The sequence below is a fragment of the Bifidobacterium pluvialisilvae genome (assembly GCF_019331695.1).
In the GTDB taxonomy this organism is placed as follows: domain Bacteria; phylum Actinomycetota; class Actinomycetes; order Actinomycetales; family Bifidobacteriaceae; genus Galliscardovia; species Galliscardovia pluvialisilvae.
The window spans coordinates 1-24,210 of the sequence record NZ_JAHBBI010000006.1; the positions used below are offsets into that span (position 1 = coordinate 1).

Here is a 24,210-nt window from a genome sequence, read left to right on the forward strand (position 1 = left end):
CGCCACCGGCGTCGACGCCTACGAAAGCGGGTTCGGCATCAGAACCGGCTGGGCCGGACGCTCACACTAACCTACCAACACGCCAACAACACGCGCGAATAAGACCCACGTTTTGACCCTTAGCCCGAATTAACGGAAAAATGGGGGCATAATCCCTTATCAGAGTAAGGGTAACAGCTAGGAACCGGGCCACGACCCGGCAACCGATGCAATTGGGCCCGCACCACATATAGGGACGCCCCAAGCCGATCCTTCATGAACGGATTCGCCGACGTGGCCCACGGCGCGGATATTCATCAGCCGCGAAATACAGCTGCGAAATACAAAAAACCTCATCCGAAGATGAGGTCTTACTTGATGGTGCCCCCTCAGGGATTCGAACCCTGGACACGCGGATTAAGAGTCCGCTGCTCTAACCAACTGAGCTAAAGGGGCAGTTCCTTGCTGCGGTGTCCGCCGCAACGAGAGATAACTATACTCATAAACTCGACTGGAGCAAATTACGGCGTGTCGCAAGGTTTTTCAACGGATTTCGACGCACTCTTTTTCGGTCATGGGAAAGAGTGCATCGGCTTGTGTGCACATGAACACGGTTTCCCTGCCGAATACGTCAACAACCACACAACCATGATTGATAATGTCCGTTCGCAATTCACTCTTTTAGCACCCCGGAAAAGAGTGAATCGGCAAGAGCTGTCCTGGGCGTAACCGAAACGTCATCGGGGCGGGGTATTGACATTCCCATGACAGAACAGAATTCCACACCGAACGACGCCAAACCGGCGGACACCGCAGCCGCCCCGACGAACGCAACCACCGCACCAACCACCCTGCCGCAGAACGCCGAGCTGACGGCGAACCAATTGGGCGAATACTCCGCCCTGTTCAACGCCGACCGCGCGAACATCGTGGCGGCGACGGCGGCCACCAGCAGCGGAGTGCTCAAGGCGGCCACCGACTACCGCGGCCTGCGCGCGCTGCCCCGCGAGTTCTCCATCGAACTCAAGCAGGGGTCCATCACCTCGCAGCGTCATTCCGGCCGCTGCTGGATGTTCGCCAGCCTCAACGTGCTGCGTCAGGACGTCATGCGCCGCTGGAACCTCGACGACTTCGAATTCTCGGAGACATACCTCTTCTTCTACGACAAACTCGAGAAATCCAACCACTATCTCGAGAAGGTGCTGGAGACGCTGGACGAGCCGACCGACTCGCGCCTGTTCCAGGCCATCAACGACTATCCGGCCGACGACGGCGGATGGTGGGCGATGTTCGCCGCGCTGGCCGCGAAGTACGGTCTCGTGCCGAAGTCCGCGTATCCGGAGAACGCGAACTCGCGCGATTCGGACGCGTTGACGCAGTATCTCAACGCCAAACTGCGCGAATTCGCGCTCGAACTGCGGTCGGCCCATGCGCGTGGGGAAGGCGCCGACGAGCTGCGCGGCCGCAAGAGCGCGATGATGAACGTCGTGTACCGCATCGTGGCCGTGGCGTTGGGCGAGCCGCCGCGGTCGTTCGACTGGGTCGTGCGCGGCAAGGACGACGATGACGCAGACACGAAGACCGGGGATGCGACGGCTGAAGGCAAGAGCGCCGACGCAGGAGCAACGGCCGGCGGCAAAGACTCCGGCGGCAACTCCGCCGACGCCAAGAAGTCCGACGCAAAGAAGCCTGACGATGGTTTCGTAAAGGGCAAGGTCATTGCCGAATACGGCATCACGCCGATGGCGTTCTATGCCAAGTATGTGAAGCAGGACCTCGACCGCTACGTCGGTCTGGTCAACGCGCCGATGAAGCGCACGCCGTTCGGCAGGCTGTATCGGCTCGCGCACGACGGCAACGTGGTCGGCGGCCAGCCAATCGAGTTTGCGAACGTGCCGCTCGACGTGTTCAAGAAGGCCATCATCGACCAGTTGCGTGGCGGACGGCCGGTCTGGTTCGCCTGCGACTGCGACCAGTTCGCGCTGCGTGGCGAGGGCGTGTTCGACCGCGCGACAGTGCGCGTGGAGGACCTGTTCGGCATCGAATACACGATGGGCAAGGGCGACCGTCTGGAGTACGGCGTGAGCCCGTCGAACCATGCGATGACGCTGATCGGCGTGAACCTCGACGCCGATGGCAAGCCGAACCGCTGGAAGATCGAGAACAGCTGGGGCAAGGACGCGGGCCGAGACGGCTACTTCACCGCGACCGACGCCTGGTTCGACGACTATGTGAACGAGGTGGCCATCCACGACGACGTGCTCGACGACGCGACGAAGGCGATTTTCGGCACGAAGCCGGTAATGGTGCAGCCGTGGGAGCCGATTTCACGCGCCACCCGGTGCATGTAGGGAAGCCCGGGCCGCCCTCGCGCACGGCAGCCACCCGTTGTTGATGGCTATCTTCATGTTCTGGGGTGAAACGGCGGCTTTGCGAATAGCTATCCGCAACTTCTGGGGTAGCAATCACAGCAATTCGGGGTATGCCCGTTGGAATTCCAATGGACATACCCCGAAGTTTGCATTCATACACCCCAGAAGATGGAGTTGGATGTCAGGCAGGGAGCCGGATCACACGATCTTGGGCATGGGGGTGGTGAGGGACTTCGTGAGGTTCACCTGCACGATGCCGGAGCCGGCGCGCACCTCCACCTTCTTCAGCGTGACCGTGCGGTCCTCGGCGGCGGCGGTGTCGTCGTCGGTCATGGTGGCCGGGGACTTCACGGCGCACACGGCGAAGTCGTTGAGGTCGCGGCCGAGGTTGGCGACGAGCTCGCGGGCGTCGGCCAACGACTCCTCGAAGCCGGGCTTGAACACCACACGCTCGGCGGGCACGCCATACGCGTTCTCGGCGATCCAGCGCACGGTGTCGACCACGTCCTCGCCCTTGTGGCTGGCGGGCTGCGACGGGGTGTCGACGGCGTCGAGCGCGGTGATGAAGCCGTCGAGCTGGTCGAGCAGGCCATCGCCGCCGTCACGGAACAGGTTGCCGATGATCGGCTTGCGGAAGCCGAGTTCGGCGGCGGTTTCCTGCAGGGCTGGAATCTGGTCGTCCTCGCCCTCCCAGAGGTTCACGAGCGGGAAGGTCGGGATGCCGAGCTTCTCGAGACGGTTCACGTGGAACGGGTAGCGCCACTGGCGGTCGGGGTCGTCGCGCCAGGTGGTGGCGCGGGTCACGACGAGCGCGGCGGACGGCCACTGCGCGCCGTATTCGCGCGAGGCGATGTCGAGCCACTTCTGCGCACCGGCGTCGGCGCCGTAGCCGGCCTCGACGATCACGACGTCGTGCAGGGCGCAGGCCATCTCCACGGAGACCAGAGTCGGGATGCCGACGGACACGTTGGCGAACGGGCCGCCGTGCACGTACACCGGGGAGCCGTTCACGGTCTCGGTGAGCGCCGGCTTGACGGCGTCGGTGAGGATGTTGGTGATGCGCCACATGTCGGTCAGTTCGGCGAACGTCACCGGCTCGCCGTCGATCGTGCCGGCGATCATCTTGCCGACGCGTTCGGCGATCTCGTCCATGGAACGGGAGAACACGACGATCTGCATGAGCTCGCAGGTCGGGGTGAGGACCATCTTCTCGGCCACGTTGTTCTTGTTCTTGCCGTAGTCCACGGCGATGGAGCGCAGCGAACGGCTCGGCACCTCGGAGACGCGCGGCACGAGCACGGTGTCGAGCTTGCCTTCGTCCACGGCCTTCTCGGCGAAGGAGACGAGCAGGTTCTGGGCCGCCTCGATGGCGCCCATCTCGCCGCACAGGCCCCAGTCGATGATCTCGGGGTGGGTCAGGGAGGCCTTGCCGCCGCCGGAGGCGCCGCCCTTGGAACCGGCCGCGGTGATGCCCATGCTCGGCTGGCGCAACACGGCGGTGGCGTCGATGCCGTGGTGGCGCAGCGCATCGATGAGCGCGATGGTGGTGGTGGTCTTGCCCTCGCCGCGGCTTGCCTTGAGCGGGGTGTCGGCGGTGACGAGCACGACCTTGCCGTGCTTGCGCGGAGCGTCGGGGTTGTTCTTCAGATAGTCGAGGTAGCCGAAGGCGTCGATCTTCTTGACGATGCCGTACTGGCTGGTGAAATCATCGATATTGGTCATGATTCTCCTGTGGATATGCGAGGTTATGCGGTTCGGTTCGCGATGCGGACCGTATGATTCGCAACGTTTCTAGCGTACAACACGAGTTGGTTCGACAGAATAGGGGATTCGCCCATCGGAACGCAGGAAGCGACAGGGCGGTGGACAGTCCGAGCAGGGCGGGAGCCGATTCGCCCATCGGAACGCAGGAAGCGACCCCATACGGCAAAGCGCATCTTTAATGGCACAGCGTATCCCGCTTCGTATCTCTACGTGCTGGACTTCCTGTCACGTGACGGACCCTGCGTTACGTGCTGGACTTCCCCTCATGTGCTGGACTCTGCGTTACGTGCTGGGACGGCAAAATCACGATTGGCGTGATTCCAACGTTTCTGTTCCCCTCACACAACGCCAAGTCCAGCACGCACAGCAAAGTCCAGCACGCACAGCAAAGTCCAGCACGCAAGGGGATTATCCTGTCTGCCAGCGGGGTGGATTCACGAGACCGGACGACGGGGACACAGCCGGACTACGGGGGGCGGATTCCCGAGACTAGACGACGGGAGGACACGGCAGGCCGGCAGGGAACACGGCCGGCAAGCGGGAGGACACGGCGCCCCGCCGCCAGCCGCCAGCGACGCTTACTTGAACGCCAGCGACGCTTAGCCGCCCGCGTCGCCCGCCCAGCCAGCCAGCCCGTCCGGCCCGCGCCGCCTAGTTGTCGCTGAGGTGGAAGTCGTTGCGCATGTTCATGCTGGCGGTGTAGAGCACACCGGAGAGCAGCGCGTCAGTCTCGGCCTTGAGCTGGTCGGCCATGGTCTGGTTGGCGGCGGCGAGCACCCCGCGCACCTCGGGGTTGCGCGTGGCGGCGATGATGGCGTCGGCGTCGCGTTCCCCTTCCACGGCCTCCTCCTCGTCGGCGAGATCGTCCAAATCGACCGGGTTCTCGTCGAGGCGCGCCACCTGCTCGTCGGCGGCGGCCAGCATACGATGCCCGAGTCCGCCGGTCTTCTCCTGGTAGCGATCGATCAGCGACGACGTGGCCGCGAAGTTCGCGTCGGCGAGCGCGGCGATGAGACGGTTCGCCCAGTAGAAGTTGTCGGAGTCGACGTGGTCGGTCGTGTCGGCGAGGTATGCGGGCGTCACGTCCACGTTGGCGTAGAACGGCACGAGCGTGTTGAACGCGTTGGACCCGTACGCCATCCACTGGATGGACCGGCAGGATTCGGGCCGGTACGGGCGGATCTGCATGACGGCGAGCTGGCTCTGGCGGTTGATGCCGATCGGGCGCAGGCTGCCGCGCGTGTGCTCGTCGCCGAGCGTGCCGTACGGGTCGTACGGCGTGCCCTGATAGTGCGAGCTGAGCACGTACTTAACGTCCTCGATGGTGATCTTGCGCTCCGGCTGGCGCGCCCACGGGATGTCGTCGCTGTCGGGGCGGTGGGCGGCGTCGGGTCCATCCCACACTTCGTCGTACGGGTTGAGGAAGCGCTGCATGAACCATGCGCGCGGCGTGTTGTACACGTGGTCGCGGTCGGAATGCGATCCGAACGCGTCGCGCGGATTGAACGGGGAGACGCCTTCTACGGCGAGGTCGAGATGGTTCCGCGCGATGAATTCGCCCAGATCGGCGGAACACATGTGCTCCTCCTGGTCGCCGAGCGCGTCGTCGAGGTCGAATTCGTCGATGCCGAGCTGGTTCGGCATGGTCACGTAGGCGTCGTCGGGCACGCGCTTGGCGATCCAATGGTGCCCGCCGACGGTCTCCAGCCACCAGATCTCGTTGACGTCGGAGAACGCGATGCCGTTCATCTCATACGTGCCGTACTGTTCGAGCAGCGCGCCGAGGCGTTCTACGCCCTCGCGCGCGGAACGGATGTACGGCAGCACGATGGTGAGCAGGTCCTCCTCACCGATACCACCGGGGACCTCCGGCTCATAACCGTCTTCGCCCTCCTTGCCGCGCGCTGGCACGAGCTCGACGAGCGGGTCGGCGCCGAGCACGCGCTCGTTGGTGGTGAGCGTTTCGGTGGCGCTCATCGCCACGTTGGCCTCGTTGACGCCGGCCTCGCCCCAAATGCCCTGCTTGTTGACGGCGTCGGGGACCGACGTGTATTGCATCGGATCGTCCGGCAGGTCGATTTCGACGTGGCTGATGACGGAACGATAATGACGCGGCTGATCGTCGGGCTTGACGACGACGAACTTCTTCGACGTGAACTCGCCCTGCTGGGAGTCCTCGTTGCGGGCGATGATCGTCGACCCGTCGTAGCTGGCGTTCTTGCCTACCAGAATCGTGGTGCACGACATGGCTGTGGTATTGCTCCTTTGATTGGTGATTGCTCGTGATGATTCGTGATATTGATACGTACGTAGGGAGGCCGGGAGGATGGGCTCACGCCTTGCCGGTGAGGAAGATGGCGTCCTGGTCGGGCACGTCGCCCGCCGCGTTGGCGTTGCGCAGCGCGTGGACGAGCTCGTTCATCCAGAATCCGCCGCTCAATCCGGGCAGCGGCTTCTTCGTGGCATAGACGTGCAGATAGTAGTCGTGGTCCTTGTCCGGCGGCTGCGGGCCGTTGTACCGCATGGTGGCGGCCGGATCGGTGCCGCCGACGAACGGCGACGCCTGCGACGTGCGTCCCTGCAGCGCCTCGGGAATCATGGCTACCATCTGCCGGGAGAAGTCCGGCGGAATCTGCAGCGCATGGGAGTCGTTGAAGTCATACATCAGCGCGGCGATCGGCAGGTTGGCGACCGTCCAATGGATCCATTCGAATCCGCAGACGGGGATGGAGTCGGGGTCGGTGAACGTCCAATGCAGGTATTGCGCATCGGGCGCGACGTCATCGACGTAGAACGGGAAGGAGACGACGGGCACGCCGGCGGCCTGGTATTCCGGGTCGGTATGCTTGGCGAACACGTCGGGAATCGTGGTGAAATCGGCGGAAATCTTCATAACCCAAGCATAGAACACGAAGCGACGCCCGGTATGAACAAGTCCCCCGCTCAGCGCGGCGAGGAGGCGGGCCCCACGCTGCCGCGGACGAGCAGCGCCGTGGGCAGGGCGAGGACGTTGCCGCCAATCGTCGCATGGCCTTCCGGCAGCCTCAGCGTCGCCATGTCGTCGGCGCCGAACGTGTTCAACGCGTACAATCCCGATTCGCTCATACGCAGCAGCGCGCGCACGCCGACCGCACCGATCTGTGCGCGGGGTATGGTGATGGCCGTCAGCTGCGGGCGGACGACCGCCGCGATCGGCGAATCGTCGAACGCGATGACCGACAGATCATCGGGCACGCGGACGCCGGCCTGTTCCAGCCATGCCGTCATGCCCGCGGCGATGGTGTCGTTGTAGGCGATGACCGCGGTCGGCATGGACCCGTCGTCGCGAAGCCCATCGACGGAATGGCCGGCGGACCAGCCGTCATGCCGTCCGATGCCGTGGTCGAGCATCATGCGGGCGGCCTGTTCGCCACCCTGCGCCGACGAATCCACGGGGCCGATGCGACGCACCGTCAATCCCAAGGACCGGGCGGCGGCGCGGACGGCGTGCAATCGCGAACGGTCGGCCCACGATTCCGGCCCGGAGACGTAGACCACGGCCGCGTGCCGGTTCGAGGCCAGCAGCGACACCGCCTGGGCGGCGCCGGAGCACGCATCCGGCACGATGCTGGAGACGCCGTCCACGGGTCGGTTGAGCACCACGAGCGGCACGCGTCGCGCCAGATGGGCGAGCCGTTCGTCGTCCATGCGGTCGGAGGCGATGAGGATGCCGCGCGATGTTTCCGCGACCTCCTCGACGAACGACACCTCCCATTGGCCGCCACGGTTCGATTCGATGACGCTGATGGCGAGGCCCGACGCGTACGCCTCGTTCTGCGCGCCGCGCAGCAGGGCCGACGAGGCGGCCGCGTCCTTGACGACGAGGCTGATGATGCCCGAGTTCCTCATCGGGCGTTTGCGATACGGGCGGTAGACGTAGCCGAGCCGGTCGGCGGCCTGGCGGATCTGCGTCACGGTGGCGGGGTTGACCCGGTCGGGGTTCTTGAACGCGCGCGACACCGTGGACGGCGAGACGCCCGCCTCGGCGGCCACGTCCACAAGGCGCACGGGGCGGGAGGGAGCGCCCGAACCGGCGTCGACCGCATCGGCCATGTCGCTCATGCCATCTCCTCCCCCGGTGCCGCCTCACCGCCGCGCCGTGACGCTGTCTGAATCACCTCACATCTTAGCCGCGGGGCGTTCGGCAGCCGGCATCTGGCCGCAAACTCGATGTTCTGGGGTGGTGAAGACGGTCCGCGACCACCTATCCGCAACTTCTGGGGTGATTCCGGAGGATATTCAATCTATGACGCCCCATATTCCAACGGCCCTACTTCGCATATCGACGTACGAGGCCCCAGAACATCGGGTTAGGTCCTCTCAATGCGGTCAATCACCCCAGAAGACGGAGATTGGTCCGAGGTCACAGCACGAGTTCGTGATGACCGGCGGCGAGATGCTCGGTGGAGACCGTTCCCTCCGGGGTCAGCACCGTGGCCTCGGCGTGGTCGGGCACGTCGATGGTCACACGCACCGCGCCGGCGTCGGCACCGGCACCGGCCGCAGGAACCCCGGCCCCGCCAGCCGTCACGTGCTCGGCGCGCACGGTGATGGGCCCGCGCACGGTGGGCACGGTGGCGGCCGCCGAATCCACGGCCCCGCGCTCGCCGGCCCCGCCCAACTGCGGACGCACCTCGAACGTGGCGTATCCGGGTGCGGTCGGGCGGATGCCGAGCAGTCCCTCGGGCAGCAGGTACGCGGGCGAGGCGGCCCACGGGTGCGAGTACGTGGTGTTCGGCTTGTTCGCCACGTCCCATGCCTCCATAGTGGCGCCGGCGCCCTTGTCCATCATGTTCGTCCACGTGCGCAGCCCGTCGCGCGCGGCGATCAGCGCCGTGGCGTCCGCGCCGAACCCCGCGGCGTACAGGCCGGCGAGATACACGCTGGCCGCATACACGCTGCACGCCATGCCCTTGCCGCGCAGGAACGCACCGACTGGCCCCCGCTGCTCGGCGGGCAGCTGCCCGAACGCAAGCGCGAACGCCGAGGCGTGCAGGGAGTGGTGGGCGATGCGCTCGCCTGAGGCGTCGTTCGTCAGCCCGTCCACGTAGGCGCCGGCTTCGGCGTCGTAGAGGCGTTCGTGCATGGCGGCGCGCATACGGGCGGCGATGCGAGCGAATCGCGAAGCGTCATCGTCGTGTCCGAGCGCGGCGGCGATGTCGGCCATGTCGGCGAACGTCTGGGACGAGAGCGCGTTGATGACCGTGTTCACGCGGCCGAACACGAATCCGTCGCGTTCCACGGGCGGCCAGTCGATGAGGTCGCCGTCGGTGTGGCTGGATTCGCCCGGGTCTTTGACGATCAGCCCGGAGGCCTCGTCGAGGTGCTTGGCCGGCAGCAGGGCGACGAGCCGGTCGTATTGGCCGGCGATCTGGCGTGTCGAACCGGTGCGCATCCATGCGTCGTGGGCGGCGAGGATGAGATACAGCGGCCATTCGGTGGGCCACGTGCGGTTGGCGATCAGCCAGTCGACGGAGTATTCGGCGAGCGCGGGCGCGTCGTCGACGGCGAGGTGCGCGTGCTGCTGGAGCCATGCGTCGCCTTCGTATGGCGCGCGTTCGCGCGTCCATGAATCGGCGTAAATGTTGCCGTTGGTCGCTTCCATGGTGTTGCGGCAGAAGTTCCAGACGGCCTCCAATGTGGCGTTCGACGAGGTGAACGAGGCCGCGGACCGGTCGAACGGGTAAATGAGCGCGGCGGCCTCGACGCGGTCGTCGGCGTCGGCGGCCGCACCGTCGTTGCGGTCGCTGTCTGCGACGCCGTCCGCAAGCCGGCGCACCGCTTCGGCCGAGTCGACGGACGGGATGATCTCCACATATCGGAACACGCGCAGGCCCCATGTCTCCATGGTCGTCGCCGTGGTGCCGTCGCCGAGATGCCAGGTGTCCTCGTAGTTGTTGAACGCGCTGAGATGCCATTTGACGGACCCGTCGGGGTTCAATACCTCGCCGTAACGAATCTTGAGGTCGGCGGGGCCGTGGCCTGCGGACAGCGTGATGCGCACGCCGCCTTCCCATGTGCGCCCGAAGTCGAGGATGAGATGGCCGTCGTCGGTCAGGCGGGATGATGCCGGGACGTGGTACTGCACGGTCGGCTTGTCGGTGGGCGTGGGCAGCAGCATGGCGAAGTCGCCGCGGACGGCGGCGGGCGTCCAGTCGGCGTCGTCGAATTCGGGCGTGGCGAATCCGAATGGATAGTTGCGCGCCTGCACGTTTTCGGCCGGGGCTTCGAAATACTGCGTGCCGACGGATGCGGAGTCGGGGTAGACGGCGGTGCCGGGCAGGGCGCGCCAGTCGGGGCCGGTGCCGTAGTGGGCGGTCTCGCCGTCGGCGAATCGCACGTCGAGCTGGGCGATGAACCGCTGGTCCTCGACGGTGTAGGCGATGGCGCCGATGGCGTTGCTGCCGGCGTGTAGCAGGCCGGTCACGTCGTAGCCGTCGTAGCGGGCTTCGTCGCCGATGGGGAAGGTCGGCCCGTAGCCGACGAACGTGCCGTTGACCCAGATCCGATATACGAACTGGCGGGCGGCGCGCGTGCTGGAGGCGGTCACGTTGAGCGTGGCCCATGCGATGGGTTTGTCGGGCAGGGCGGCGAGGCCGCGCAGGAACGCCCAGCCACGGGAGTTGTGTTCGTCGGCGGCTTTCTTGTCGCCGACGAAGAACGAGTCGTCGGTGGCGACTTCGGTTTCCTCGGGCAGGTCGAATTCGGCGGTTTCGTCGACGTTGCCGGGGGCCGCCGCATCGTCGGGCACCCAGATGGGCGCGGCCCGCCAGTGTTCTCCGGCGCCCGTGCCGAACGTTACCGGTTCGGACCATGCGGAGACGCGGCCGTCGGCGTCCCAGACGCGCACGGCCAGCCAGTAGCGCGTGGACGCGGGCAGTTCCAGCCCGTCGAGGACGACGTTTGATTCGCCGGCGTAGTCGCGGCGGCCGGAATCCCATATGGTTTCGCCGGACAGCGGATGGTCGGTGACGATGATCTGGTACGAACGCCAGTCGACGACGTCGGCGTTGTCGTCGGCGACGTCGAACCACCACCGTACGCCGACCGTCGATTCCGGTGCCAAGTCGACCGGCGCGATGCGATCATTGATGCGGATATGGACGGGGATGCCGGGAAGGTCCACCGCTTCGGACGACGTGCCGGACGTCATGGCGTCGATTGCTGCATTGCTGTTCACGTTGCGCTCTTTTCTGAACATCATTGTTTACGATTTGCCAATGATGATAGGAACGTGAGCGCGCCCATGACCCGTTTTGCACCCCGTTTGCATCTTTTGTCGGTTTTGCAGGCCCTTGATGGCGGATAATCATGCGGAGGCGCGCCTGCGACGGCATTCGCACGCGCGCACGGGAACCGACCGAGAATGGGTTAACGACGCGCGGGCGGTGCGGGCATGTACGGCGCCGGGCCCCTCATCGTGGGCCCCTGATTCGGATACGGCATGGCGCCGCCCATCGGAACGGCGGGCATCGGCGGAGCGGCGGGGGTCTGGGGAACGGCGGACGAGGACGATGCCCGCACCGCCTTGGACACGCCGGCCAGCATGACGATGGCCGTCACGAGGACCACCAGATAGAACAACGCGCCCAATATGGAACTGATGCTGTTGGCGGACGCCAGCCGCGAGGCATACTCCTCGGGACCGATCTCCTGGCGCTGCATGCGGTATGTCGCCCACTGTCCCGTGATGGACATGCCGGCGCTTCCCACCTGCAGCAGGGCGCCGACCGCCAGTCCGACGACCGGCATCACGTGCCAGCCGGAGCCGGTGATGGAACGGAGTCTGCCGCCGAGGGCCGTCAGCGGCAGGAATACGGCGAGCAGGAGCATCACCGCGTTCACGGCGGAATACAGGTTGGAGCTCACCACCCAGGCCGCCGAGACCCGTCCCGTGCCGTATGTCACGCCTTGGAACGTATAGACCAGCAGGCTCACGATGGAGGCGGCGAAGACAGTGAGCACCCTGCCCCGCACGCCGTGCCCGGTGTTGGCCGGGGCCGTCTTCGCGCGGGCGGATGCGGTGAGCAGCAGCGTCGTCATCACGCACAGTCCCACCCCGAACAGGATGGTCATCGCCGCATACAGCCAATGCCGCGACGCGCCACGGCCCAGCGTCCTGACGACCATGCACACCACATACAGCGCCGTCAGCACGAGCGCCGGAGCCAGGCCGCCGCCCGCGCTCCTGGCCCGGCCGGTGCGCCCGGCACGTCCGTTCCCCGAGTCAGCCATCAACGGCATGAACAGCGCCAATCCCATGTACAGCGTCAGCCCCGACGCGGCGCCGCCCACGACTCCGGACAGCATCGCCGCCGTCATGCCCGACGGACCGGGGAACAGCATGAACGCGAGCGTCGTCAGCGGACTGTAGAGCAGACCGCACACCGCGCCCACGATCATGCCCGTCAGCGGCGCGCGCATGGCCCGCAGCGCGGGGACGGACTCCGGACGGGTCGTTCGCCGGGCCGCTGCCCGTGGCACCGCCTGGACCGGGGCCGGCCGGACCGGCATCTGCTGGGCCGGAGCAGGCGCAGGCATGTGCGCGGACGGCCAAGGCCGAACCGCGGGACCGGCCGGCGGCGCGGCGGCTCCCGGCATCGGTCGTTGCATAGGCGACTGCGCCGCACGACCCGGCGCAACCGGCAACGGGCTTCCGCACCTCCTGCACAGTCGATCATCGTCGGCACATGGCGCGCCACACCGCGTACAGACTCTCATGCCCACCCCTTCCACTGGTGAATGCCGAAGAATCCCCATGCCGTCCCGCCATCCGCCACCGTCCAACCACATACGGCCCGGAGGCAGGCCCCCGCATCGGCCCTTCACCTCTTCATGCTACGCCGCGGCATCGCAACGGAGTCGGACGCCGCGCGTCACACGATCAGCGCGCAGAACAGGGCCTCGAACACGAGCAGCGGATTGCCGTTGCCGACGAGCCGACGGCGTGCGACGGCAACGGCCTCGGCACGCGCTATGGCGGCCTCGCGGCTTAATCGCGAAGCAAGGTTCGCGATCGCCGTCCGGTTCTCCTTGTTGATCAGCCCGACGGTGTCTTCGGCGCCGTTCTGCAATACGGCCACGTCACGGTACACGCTGGCGATGGAGTTCAACGCGCGGTCGAGCACGTCGCGGCTGCGGCGTGTGGTCCTGCGTTTGACCTCGTCCTTCTTGCCGATGGCGTTGTACATGCCGCGGATCTTCGGAGGAATACGGTCCTTCTCCCCCAATCCGTTGACGCGGCGGAACTCGACCTGGTCGCGTTTCACCTGACGTTCGATCTCCTCGGCGGCCTGTGCGTTGGCGTCGGATATCAGATGGTCGGCGAGCAGCACGGCGTCCGACGCCTTCGCCAGATTCAGCACACCGACGACGAGCGTGTCACGGTCGGTCATCACACGCTCGTTGGTGGCGTACAGCCGTGCGATGCCGATATGCCCTTCGGACAGGCGCGCGGCGCGGGCGGCCACGTGTTCGGTGAACCGCCGCTTCTCCGGCAGCGTGGGATTCACCGTGGTCATGAGAAATTCGGCGACGGCCTGCGTCGACGGCACGGCGAGGTTGACGACCCGCGTGCGGGAGCGGATGGTGGGCAGCACGTCCTGCGCGCTCGGGGCGCACAGCAGCCAGATGGTGTGCTCGGCCGGCTCCTCGATCTCCTTGAGCAGCACGTTCGTGGTGCGTTCGAGCATGCGGTCCACGTCCTCGATGATGATGACGCGCCACGGCGCGGTGGCGGGCATCTGCTCGGACGTCTCGATGAGCCCGCGCACGGCGTCGATGCCTATCGTGACCTTGTCGGTGGCGAGCACGGTGACGTCGGGATGTGTGCCGGCGAGCACGTGGCGGCAGGTCGAGCATGCGCCGCAGCCGTGGTCCGGGCATTCGAGCGCTGCGGCGAACGCGCGCGCCACGTTCGACCGGCCCGATCCGGGAGGGCCGCAGATCAGCCACGACTGGGCGATGTCCGCCGGGTCCTTCGCGATGCGGGACAGCAGTTCGACGGTGGGCCGCTGCCCGACGATGGCATCCCAGACGCTCATCGTGATGCCTCCCCGTAGCCGAACAGGTCGTCGATGTCCACGCGAATCTGCGTCCATACGGTTTCGATGGGCTGCGCGGCGTCGATGATGCGGAAGCGCTCCGGCTCGGCCTTCGCCAGGTCGAGGAACGCCCGGCGCGTACGGTTCTGGAAGTCGTCACCGGCCGATTCCATACGGTCCTCGTCGTGCTGAAGCCTGGCGTGCGACTCGGCCGGGTCCATGTCGAGCAGATACGTGCGTACGGGCAACAGGTCGTTCGTGGCCCACAGGCTCAGGTCGCGGATCTCCCTAGCAGTCAGTTCGCGGCCGCCGGCCTGGTAGGCCAGCGACGAGTCGAGATACCGGTCGGTGATGACGACCTCGTCGCGTTCGAGGGCCGGGAGGATGGTTTCGGCGACGTGCTGGGCGCGGTCGGCCGCGAAGATGAGCGCCTCGGCGCGCGGCGCGATGTCGGCGGCATCCTCGGCCACGTTCCGCAGCAGCAGTTGGCGCAAGGTGGCGCCGAGCGGCGTACCGCCCGGCTCGCGTGTGACGAGCACCGTGCGCCCGCGCGATTCGAGATACTGCCGCAGCCGTTCCACCTGCGTGGTCTTGCCGACGCCGTCGACGCCCTCAAACGAAATAAACAATCCAGCCATGCCCCTACCGTATCGGCCGACGCCAACTTTTTCCGGTCCTGTCGCAGGACCTCGCAAGCCTATCTCCGACTTCTGGGGTGAGATTCGATGGAACCCGGAGTATCGCCGTTGGAATATCAACGGTCATACTTCGGGTTCCGGATTTCATCACCCCAGAAGATGGCGGTAGCCGTTCGACACGAGAAGAATCACCCCAGCAGACACGGATTGCAACAATCAGCCCCGGCGTTTGCCGCTGCTCAGCAATGCACGCGCCGGCTCCCGCATGACGTAAGCCCAAAATCCAACAGTGGAGCTAACCCATCTCCCCATGGGTTTGTGGGTCTGACCGGCCGTCCAAATGGGCTTGTGGGTCTAATAAGTCGCCCCAATGGGTTCGTGGGTCTATCCGTTCACGAGGAGCACGTTTTCGACGTCTTCATGTATGCCGCAGACCCACAAACCCCTTTATGAACGATTAGACCCACGGTCCATACGGCGTGTAGACCCACAAAACCGATCCCAAAAACGGATAGACCCACAAAACCTATTCCGCTTGGCCGGACGCGGCCGCAGAACTCATTCCACTTGAGCGCAGGCCCACAAATCCAGAAATCATCCGGCTTTGTGGGTCTGACCCGGCCGCCCAAATGGGCTTGTGGGTCTAACCGCTCGCTTCAACACGGGTTTGTGGGTCCAATGGGCCGCCCCAACGGACTTGTGGGTCTATGACATACGCGAGAAGCCGGTTTTGATGGTCCTCATGTATGCCGCAGACCCACAAACCCCTTTATGAACGATTAGACCCACGGTCCATACGGCGTGTAGACCCACAAAACCGATCCCAAAAACGGATAGACCCACAAACCCGGTTGTCGCCGGGTTTGTGGGTCTAAAGTCAGCAAGCCCGAGCCAGTGGGTCCGAGTGGTCGAGGCCACGAAGGTGCCCCGTTGGATACGGTTGCCACCGGGCCAGTGGATCTGAGCTGGTAAGCCTAGATCCAGCGAGCCCGGGACCGGTGAGTCTGAGCCGTCTGACCTAGAGCCGGTGAATCTGAGCCGGCAGACCTAGAGCGAAAGGCTAGAACCGATGGGCCCAGAACCAGTAAACCTAGAACCAGCGAGCCCGAGTCAGTAGGCCTGGGACTACTTGGATTTCTTTCTGGCGGCGGGGGCCTTGGCGACGACGGCCGGGCGTTCGTAGCCCTCGTTCGCGACGAGCCATTCGATATCCGACTTGACCGTGGACGCGGTGGAGCCGATCTTCTCGGCGATGCGTGTATTGGCCCAGCCCTTGCTGGCGTACTTCTTCACCTCGGCGCGGCGTTCGGCGCGCTTGGCCTCCACGGCGCTGACCTTCGGCGCGGCCTTGGCCGACGACTTCGCCGACCGGCCCTTCGCACCGCCTCGGCCGCGCCCACGCCCTCGCGTGGAGGGGCCCGCGGCACGCTTCTCGGCGAGCAGGCGGAACGCGTCGGCCGGGTCGATGGATTCGGGCGAATACTGCCTCGGCAGCGTACGGTTGGTCTCGCCGTCGGTGATGTACGCGCCGAAACGGCCGTCCTTGATGGTCACGGGCTTGCCGGTCTCCGGGTCGTTGCCGAGCTCGCGCAGCGGCGGCTTGGCGGCGCCACGTCCACGGCCGCGGCCGTACTTGGGCTGGTCGAACAGCTCCTTGGCCTTGGCGATGTCGACGGTGAAGATCTCGTCCTCCGAACCGAGCGAACGCGTCTCGGACTTGCCGTCCGCGCCGGTCTTGGTCAGGTACGGACCGTAGCGGCCGTTGTTGGCCAGCACCACGGCCTGCGTGACTTCGCCGGTCTCGGCATTGGTCTGCGGCAGCGTGCCGACCTCGCGCGGCAGCGACAGCAGCTTCAGCGCGTCGTCGAGCGTGAGCGCGTCGGGGTTCATGGTCTTGAACAGCGACGCCATCTTCGGCTTGGAGGCGGCGTCGGCGCCCGTGCGGCGCGAGGAACGCCGCTTCGGCGCGGGCTTGCCCTCCTTCGCGGCCTCCTCCTCGGCGGCCTTGGCGGCGGCGCGTTCGGCCTCGGCCTGCGCCTGCTGCTCCGGCGTGATGAGCGCCACGTACGGCCCGAACCGTCCCTTGCGCAGCTCCACGGTGCCGCCGGTCTTCGGGTCGGTGCCGAGCACGCGCGGCCCGCCGGAGTTCGTGGCGATGAGCTCGTGGCCCACTTCGGGCGTCAGCTCGTCGGGCGCCAGCGTGTCGGGCAGTGAGGCGTGCTTCGGGTTGCCGTCGGCGTCGAGGTTCTTCGTGTCTTCAAGGTACGGGCCGTAGCGGCCCACGCGCACGTGCAGCCCGTCGCCGATGTCGATGGTGTTGATTTCTCGCGCGTCGATGTCGCCGAGCTGCGCCACCTGCTGCTGCAGGCCCTGATGCGCCTCCTCGGCGGAGCTCACCGTGCCCGCGCCGGTGCCGAAGTAGAAGTGCGTGAGCCAGTCCTTGCCGGTCTCCTTGCCACGGGCGATCTGGTCGAGGCCGTTCTCCATCTGCGCGGTGAACTGGTAGTCCACGTACTGCGGGAAGTTCGTCTCCAGCAGTTTGATGACGGAGAACGCCAGCCATGACGGAATCAGCGCGCGGCCCTTCTCGTACACGTATCCGCGGTCGATGATCGTGGAGATGATGCTCGCATACGTCGACGGACGGCCGATCTCCTTGGCCTCCAACGTCTTGACGAGCGTGGCCTCGGTGTATCGGGCCGGCGGCTGGGTCTCATGCCCGGCGGGTTCGACCCCGGCGGCGGCCAGTCGGTCGCCGACCTTCATCGGCGGCAGCGAGGCGTTTTCGGTGCGGTCGGTCTTCCTGCCGTTCTTCCTGGCCGCGGCGCCGGCGCCGGCATCACCCCCGCCATTGCCGCCATTGCCATTGCCGTGTCCCTTGCCGAACACACGCAGGAATCCAGGGAATTCGATGACCGTGCCGGAAGCCTGGAACAACGCCTCGCCGCGCGAACCCGCTTCGGCGCCGAGCCGCACGGTGGCGGTCGATCCGGTGGCGTCGGCCATCTGCGAGGCCAACGTCCGCTGCCAGATGAGCGTGTAGAGCTTCAGCTGGTCCGGCGGCACGCGCGAGGCGAGTTCGTCGGGCGAACGGAACGTGGATCCGGCGGGACGGATGCATTCGTGCGCCTCCTGCGCGCCGGCCGTCTTGGTCACGTACTGCTTCGGTCCGTCGGACAGATATTCCCTGCCATACAGCGAGCCGACGGCGTCGCGCGCCGCGGCGATGGCCTCCTGCGAGAGCGTCACCGAATCGGTTCGCATATACGTGATGTAGCCGTTCTCGTACAGGCCCTGCGCCGCACGCATCGTGGCGCGCGAGCTCATGCCGAGACGATTGCCGGCGGTCTGCTGCAGCGTGGATGTGGTGAACGGCGGCTGCGGACGACGGCGATACGGCTTCGTCTCCAGCGAACGCACCGTGAACGGCCGCTCGCGTACGACGGCGGCCACCTCGTTGGCCAGCGCCTCGTCCATGACGACCGGGGATTCCTTGGCGGCGGCCGCGGTCAGGTGCCCGTCGGCGCCGAAGTCCTTGGAGACGGCGAGACGATTGCCGCCCAACGCCACGAGCCGCGCGTCGAATCCGGCGTCGGCGTCACCGGCGGCCGCGCCTTCCGCGGCGACCAGCGTCGCGATGACGTCCCAATACGCGGTGCGCACGAACGCCATGCGTTCACGCTCGCGTTCGACGATCAGCCTCGTGGCCACGGACTGCACGCGGCCGGCGGAGAGTCCCGGCCCGACCTTGCGCCACAGCACCGGCGACAGCTCGTAGCCGTAGAGCCTGTCGAGCACGCGTCGCGTCTCCTGGGCGTCGACCATGTTGTCGTCGACGTCGCGCGTGGCGGTCAGCGATTTCTTGATGGCCTCGGGCGTGATCTCATGGAAGACCATGCGCTTGACCGGCACCTTGGGCTTGAGCGTCTGCACGAGATGCCATGCGATGGCCTCGCCTTCGCGATCCTCATCGGTTGCGAGATAGAGTTCGTCGGCCTTCTTCAATGCGGATTTGAGTTCGGCGACCGTCGACTTCTTGTTGTCGTTGACGATATAGTACGGCTCGAATCCGTCGTTCACGTCGACGCCGAACTTGCCGAACTTCTCCTTGCGGCTCGGCGGCACCTGCGAAGGCTGGGCGAGGTCGCGGATATGCCCCACGGAGGCCATGACCTTGTAGCCCTTGCCCAGGTATCCGCCGATCTTCTTCGCCTTGGTGGGCGACTCGACGATGACGAGCTTGGTACCGGTAGTCATGGGCCTCTCCTTCTTGTTCAGCCTGTAAGCCTGTCAGCTACAGAGCATCATAACCATGGTGGCGGTCAGCGTCGTTTCGGCGGCGCCGGCGGCGCGCCGACCAGACCGGCTTTCGACAACGGCGCGGCGGTGACGTGGCGCAGCGCGAGCACGGCGCCGAAGACGAGCGTGGCGACGGCGAAGATCAGCACCGTGCCGGAGACGCGCGCCCCGTTGGCGGCCCAGCGCGCGCTGTATTGCAGACCGGGGCCGAGCTGCCAGACGAGATACAGTCCGTAGACCGTGGCCATCAGGCCGCCGACGATCATGACCGTGCCCACGATCTGCACGGTGGCGGACGACATGCGGGTGCCGAGCGGGTCCATGCCCGAGCCGCGCGTGCAGGCGAGCATGATGAGCGTCAGGCCGCCGACGAGCAGCACCGCCATGATGACGTCGGACGGACGGTGCGCGCCGATGACGACGACGGAGCAGCCGACGAGGACCGTGTACAGGGCGCCGAGGATGGCGAACAACGCCCGCAGGACGCGCGGCACGGCGCAGGCGAGCGCGACGGCGGCGACGGCGGCCATGGCCGTGTGCCCGGACGGCGCGGTGTTGCCGACGTTGAGCTGCGACATGTTGAGCAGAGGCCTTGGCAGCATGCCCTTGAGCAGTTCGGCCGCCGCGAACGCGACCACGGCGAGGACGAGCAGCTGGACGAGCAGCCGCCAGCGTTTGCGCGAGACGACGATGACGGCCGCCACGATGCCGATGATGACGTCGATGACGGCGGAGAACGCGATGTGCAGGCCGCCGAGCGACATCGATTGCGCCAGGAGGCCGGCGGTTGCGGACAGCCAGCCGGGCAGGCTGGAGGCGAAGCCGGCGTAGGCGAGGTTGTCGTATTCCTGGCCGCCCATGGTCTGCACTGCCGTCCACCAGACGACGATGGCGGCGGCGACGCCGAATACGCCGAGTACGGCGGCGAGGACGATGCTCGATCCGCGCGGGCGGGTGTCAAGCGGGTCGGCGCCGGAGGCCACGTCGATGCGGGTCTCGGACGCCGGACGTCGGCGGGACGTGCGGGACGTGGGCCGTGCATCGGCCTCCGTGTCGTCGCCGTCCGTATTGGCGGGATTCGTATTGGCAAGGTCCGTGTCTTCCGCCCCCGGTCGTCGCGCCGGCCCCCCGATCGGCTCGAACGACACCGGCATCGGCGACCGTGACGTCCCCGGCGCATCCGCCGGCGCCGCTCCCCCGGTCGACGACGTCGATGACGGTTCCGCGGGCGCGCCCGGCGTCGCCTCGGGCTCGCCATCCAACGGTTCGAGATACAGTTTCGTCCGCTTCTTGTCACTCATAGTCACGACTTTACGGCCGGAGGCGGCGAAACGATCCCGCCCGACCCGAACCATCCCGTTTTGTTCACCAGACCCGCGAATTTTCAAACCATGGAACATGGCCGATGGACGGGGATAGATCCTTCGACTCCGGCCTGCGGCCTCCGCTCAGGATGACAGCGGTGCCCGGCACCCCCTCCGCCCAGGATGACAGACCGTTCCACCTGGGCGAGCAAACTATCTCCATCACTCTGAGCAAGCAAAATCTCTCTATCACTCCAAACGAGCAAAATTTCTCTGTCGCTCCGAGCAAGCAAAATTTCTCTGTCATTGTCATTCTGAGCGAGCGAAGCGAGTCGAAGAATCTACCCAGCCCGAAAATTGGAAAGGCCTCGGACACTATTGTTTCCGAGGCCTTGAGTGCGCCAGACAGGATTCGAACCTGCAACCTTCTGATCCGTAGTCAGATGCTCTAATCCATTGGGCTACTGGCGCATGTTCCGCATTGGAACCGGGGTTCCAACCGAACGACTCGAATACAATAAGCCAGTGATGAATTCTGCGCAAATTCGACGTTACATACGGCGTGTCGCCAATAATCGCAATGAAACGCAATGACCGGCATGCCGGGTCGCCAAAGAACCCCGGCACGCCGGTCACAATTTCTTCACAGACGTCAGCCGATGGCCTTGATGGCGTCGATGATGAGGTTCCAGAACCCGTCGAAGTCGAGCTTGACGGCGACCTGCGTATGGCATTCGTCGGCGCTCGGCTCCGGTCCGCGCAGGTCGGCCACGGTCATGCCGAGCGTCAGGTCGCCGTGGATCTCCACGTCGAGCGGGCAGCGGCGCGTGGCGACCACGTCGGGGTCGATGAGGTAGGCCACGGTGCACGGGTCGTGCACGGGCGGGTCGACGAAGTCCTGGTTGCCCCGGTACGCCTCGCGGAAGAAGTCCATGAGACCGCTGGCGAAATGCGCGAGGTCGGTGCCGATGGCGTCGATGCGCCCCTGCACCTCGGGCGTGCACAGCGCCTGATGCGTCAGGTCGAGGCCGACCATGGTCAGACGATGCCACGGCTCGTTGAACACGATGTGCGCGGCCTCGGGGTCGGTGGCCACGTTGAATTCGGCCACGGCGCTGCAGTTGCCGACGTGGTAGCCGCCGCCCATGAGCACGACCTCCTTGACGCGGTCGACGATCCTCGGTTCGAGACGCACGGCCATGGCGATGTTGGTGAGCGGGCCGGTCGGCACGAGGGTGATGGTGCCCGGCTCGTTGTTCATGATGGTGTCGATGATCCAGTTGACGGCATGGCCCTCGTCGAGCGGGCGGCTCGGCTCCGGCAGCTCCACGCCGTCGAGGCCGCTTTCGCCGTGCACGGCGGCGGCCACCTTCAGCGGGCGCAGGATCGGACGGTCGCAGCCGGCGCGCACCGGCACGTCCGTGGCGTGCGCGGCCTCCAATGTGGCACGCGCGTTGTACGTCACCTTGTCGAGGCTCTGGTTGCCGCCCACGGTGGTGACGCCGATGAGGTCGATCTTCGGGTTGCCGACGGCGAGCAGGATCGCCATCGCATCGTCATGTCCGGGATCGCAGTCGAGGATGATCTTCGTCGCATCCGCCGTATTCGTCATGTTCGCTCCTTTACGAATCCTCATTGCCCGTTGCATGCCGTTGCGCGATATGCGCATCGGCGATATCACCCTCGGCGGCGATGAATCGATATCGTCAGTAGTCGATGTCGCTGGCAGTCGATGATGATAAAACGCTACACCAGCATTGTAGGCCACGGCGGGAACTCCCCGACGGCATTGCGCCGCACGATTATGACGCCGCCGGCAAATTGAACGGATGCAAGGGCGCGGCGCCGACCGGAGTGAACACATGTCAACATCCGCATAGGCTCATGGCATGCGCGTATAGGCCATCAAGGCGCAATGGCAAGGAATCGAAAAACGATGATCGAGAAGCAATAATCGAGAAGAAAAAGACCCCTACGCACCCGCCAGAGACCGCTTACCCTTGCTGCATTCCTGCCCTGGGGGGATTGGGCGGCGTAACGCCGCGTAGGAGCCGAGTAGTCACTATACAGCAAGACCGACGACAATACAACCACGCGCCCCGGTGCGGACCAACCGCGTGACCCGGCGCAGGCCAACCGCGTGACCCGGCGCAAGCCACGTGACCCGGTGCGGGCGCACCCGGTCACGGCCATCCACAACCGTTGCGATTTCAACGATTGCTGAATCACGTGACCGGGCATAGGTGCACCCGGTCACGCATAACACGCACCCGGTCACGACCGACGGTCATAACGCGCACTTGGTGACGCCCAGCGCCCGGGTGTGCACCCGTCCGGCCGGAGCCGGCATGTACCATGGAACAGCAACCGAACCATGTGAGAAAAGTCGAGGAAATCCATGGAATCCAACTTCAGCAACACCGATCTCGTGATCGTCGGCGCGGGCCTGTTCGGCCTGACCGTCGCGCAGCAGGCGGTCGAGCATGCCGGCGCCCGCGTGCACATCATCGACGTGCGCGACCACATCGGCGGCAACGCCTACTCGTATTTCGACGACGAGACCGGCATCGAGATCCACAAGTACGGCGCCCACCTGTTCCACACGTCGAACGCGCGCGTGTGGGAGTACGTCAACCGCTTCACCGAGTTCACCGACTACGTGCACCGCGTGTACACGACGCACAACGGCGAGGTGTTCCCGCTGCCCATCAACCTGGGCACCATCAACCAGTTCTTCCACGCCGCCTACACGCCGGCCGAGGCGAAGAGGCTCATCGAGGAGCAGGCGGGCGAATACGCCGACATCACGCCGAAGAACCTTGACGAGCAGGGCAAGAAGCTCATCGGCAAGCCGCTCTACGAGGCGTTCATCAAGAACTACACGGGCAAGCAGTGGCAGACCGACCCGGCCGAGCTGCCGGCGAGCATCATCCGCCGCCTGCCGGTGCGGTTCAACTACAACAACCGGTATTTCAAGGACACGTGGGAGGGCCTGCCGAAGGACGGCTACACCGCATGGTTCGAGAAGATGATCGCCGACCCGCGCATCGAGGTGTCGCTCGGCGTGGACTTCTTCGACGAATCGCAGCCGCTGAACAAGAAGGCCATCCAGGAGGCCGGCATCCCGGTGGTCTACACCGGCCCCATCGACCGGTACTTCGACTACGAGCTCGGCGAGCTCAAGTGGCGCACGGTCGACTTCAAGGAACGCCGCTACGACGAGGACGACCACTTCGGCTGCCCGGTGATGAACTACGCCGACGCCGACGTGCCGTTCACCCGCGCCATCGAATTCAAGAACTTCAACCCCGAACGCGCGGACTCGTACAAGCCCGGCAGGACGGTCGTGTGGGAGGAGTACTCGCGCTTCGCCCGCCGCGGCGACGAGCCCTACTACCCCATCAACACCGAGGACGACAAGACCATCTACGCGCAGTACCAGGCGAAGGCCGCGCTGGAGCCGAACACCGTGTTCGGCGGCCGTCTCGGCACCTACAAGTACTACGACATGCATCAGGTGATCGACACCGCCCTGACCGCCTATGACGAGCAGGTCGCCCCGCTGCTGCGCAAGTAGGTTTTCGGCGTCCGGGCCGTACCGGACGTGGCACGGAATGAAATAATGCGAATTGTCTGCGTTCCGTGCCGAAATTTCGTGGCACGGAACATCCGGAGAGGAAATCCGTGAGTTCCGTGCCGCGATTCTCAGCCGTCACCATCAGAGCTTCATTGCGATTCCAACGATGTTCAAACCGCATCGGCGCATATTCCC

At 65.7% G+C, this 24,210-nt stretch carries 13 protein-coding genes, 2 tRNA genes and 1 other RNA gene; 2 read left to right on the forward strand and 14 right to left on the reverse strand.

Translation table 11 applies throughout. The features are described 5' to 3' along the window. Positions 1 to 358: 358 nt before the first annotated feature. Positions 359 to 435 (reverse strand) — tRNA-Lys (locus KIH77_RS05935). A gap of 308 nt (positions 436 to 743) precedes the next feature. Between KIH77_RS05935 and KIH77_RS05940 the strand changes: the two genes are divergently transcribed. Further along, positions 744 to 2,330: a C1 family peptidase gene (locus KIH77_RS05940; RefSeq protein ID WP_219100186.1), complete on the forward strand. Its 1,587-nt coding sequence runs from the start codon at positions 744 to 746 to the stop codon at positions 2,328 to 2,330. A 219-nt stretch (positions 2,331 to 2,549) separates the two neighbouring features. On the opposite strand, the gene KIH77_RS05945 is transcribed toward KIH77_RS05940, so the two are convergent. The 13 genes from KIH77_RS05945 to ffs all read right to left on the reverse strand — a co-directional run bounded on the left by KIH77_RS05945 (position 2,550) and on the right by ffs (position 22,494). Next, positions 2,550 to 4,073, reverse strand: a complete 1,524-nt coding sequence (locus tag KIH77_RS05945) for a formate--tetrahydrofolate ligase (protein WP_219100187.1) — start codon at positions 4,071 to 4,073, stop codon at positions 2,550 to 2,552. A 693-nt stretch (positions 4,074 to 4,766) separates the two neighbouring features. Then, the gene (locus tag KIH77_RS05950) at positions 4,767 to 6,362 is read right to left on the reverse strand and encodes a C69 family dipeptidase (RefSeq protein WP_219100188.1); all 1,596 of its coding nucleotides are present in this window, start codon (positions 6,360 to 6,362) and stop codon (positions 4,767 to 4,769) included. A gap of 85 nt (positions 6,363 to 6,447) precedes the next feature. Then, the gene (locus KIH77_RS05955) at positions 6,448 to 7,008 is read right to left on the reverse strand and encodes a YbhB/YbcL family Raf kinase inhibitor-like protein (RefSeq protein ID WP_219100189.1); all 561 of its coding nucleotides are present in this window, start codon (positions 7,006 to 7,008) and stop codon (positions 6,448 to 6,450) included. Positions 7,009 to 7,058: 50 nt separating this feature from the next. After that, positions 7,059 to 8,216 (reverse strand): LacI family DNA-binding transcriptional regulator, encoded by a 1,158-nt coding sequence (locus KIH77_RS05960; RefSeq protein ID WP_219100190.1) that lies wholly within the window; start codon positions 8,214 to 8,216, stop codon positions 7,059 to 7,061. 301 nt (positions 8,217 to 8,517) lie between these two features. Continuing rightward, positions 8,518 to 11,334, reverse strand: a complete 2,817-nt coding sequence (locus KIH77_RS05965; protein WP_219100191.1) for a family 78 glycoside hydrolase catalytic domain — start codon at positions 11,332 to 11,334, stop codon at positions 8,518 to 8,520. Positions 11,335 to 11,525: 191 nt separating this feature from the next. Then, positions 11,526 to 12,638, reverse strand: a complete 1,113-nt coding sequence (locus KIH77_RS05970) for a hypothetical protein (RefSeq protein ID WP_219100192.1) — start codon at positions 12,636 to 12,638, stop codon at positions 11,526 to 11,528. Positions 12,639 to 13,030: 392 nt separating this feature from the next. Continuing rightward, a complete protein-coding gene (locus KIH77_RS05975) occupies positions 13,031 to 14,197 on the reverse strand; it encodes a DNA polymerase III subunit delta' (protein ID WP_219100193.1) in 1,167 nt (388 codons plus the stop codon). Further along, on the reverse strand, positions 14,194 to 14,835 hold the full coding sequence (tmk, locus tag KIH77_RS05980) for a dTMP kinase (protein ID WP_219100194.1): 642 nt from the start codon (positions 14,833 to 14,835) through the stop codon (positions 14,194 to 14,196). Before tmk ends, KIH77_RS05975 begins: the two co-directional genes overlap by 4 nt. A 1,125-nt stretch (positions 14,836 to 15,960) precedes the next feature. Beyond that, positions 15,961 to 19,092: a type I DNA topoisomerase gene (gene topA / locus KIH77_RS05985; protein WP_219100195.1), complete on the reverse strand. Its 3,132-nt coding sequence runs from the start codon at positions 19,090 to 19,092 to the stop codon at positions 15,961 to 15,963. Between the two features lie 65 nt (positions 19,093 to 19,157). Further along, entirely contained in the window at positions 19,158 to 20,435 is a 1,278-nt protein-coding gene (locus tag KIH77_RS05990) for a phosphatase PAP2 family protein (RefSeq protein WP_219100196.1), read from the reverse strand. Between the two features lie 400 nt (positions 20,436 to 20,835). After that, a tRNA-Arg gene (locus tag KIH77_RS05995) sits at positions 20,836 to 20,909 on the reverse strand. Between the two features lie 181 nt (positions 20,910 to 21,090). Beyond that, the gene (uriH, locus tag KIH77_RS06000; RefSeq protein ID WP_219100197.1) at positions 21,091 to 22,050 is read right to left on the reverse strand and encodes a uridine-preferring nucleoside hydrolase UriH; all 960 of its coding nucleotides are present in this window, start codon (positions 22,048 to 22,050) and stop codon (positions 21,091 to 21,093) included. A gap of 349 nt (positions 22,051 to 22,399) precedes the next feature. Beyond that, an RNA gene (gene ffs, locus KIH77_RS06005) (signal recognition particle sRNA small type) lies at positions 22,400 to 22,494 on the reverse strand. Between the two features lie 342 nt (positions 22,495 to 22,836). Here ffs and glf point away from each other — a divergent pair. Next, complete coding sequence (glf, locus tag KIH77_RS06010) at positions 22,837 to 24,015, forward strand: UDP-galactopyranose mutase (RefSeq protein ID WP_219100198.1); 1,179 nt, start codon at positions 22,837 to 22,839, stop codon at positions 24,013 to 24,015. The last annotated feature ends 195 nt before the right edge of the window (positions 24,016 to 24,210 follow it).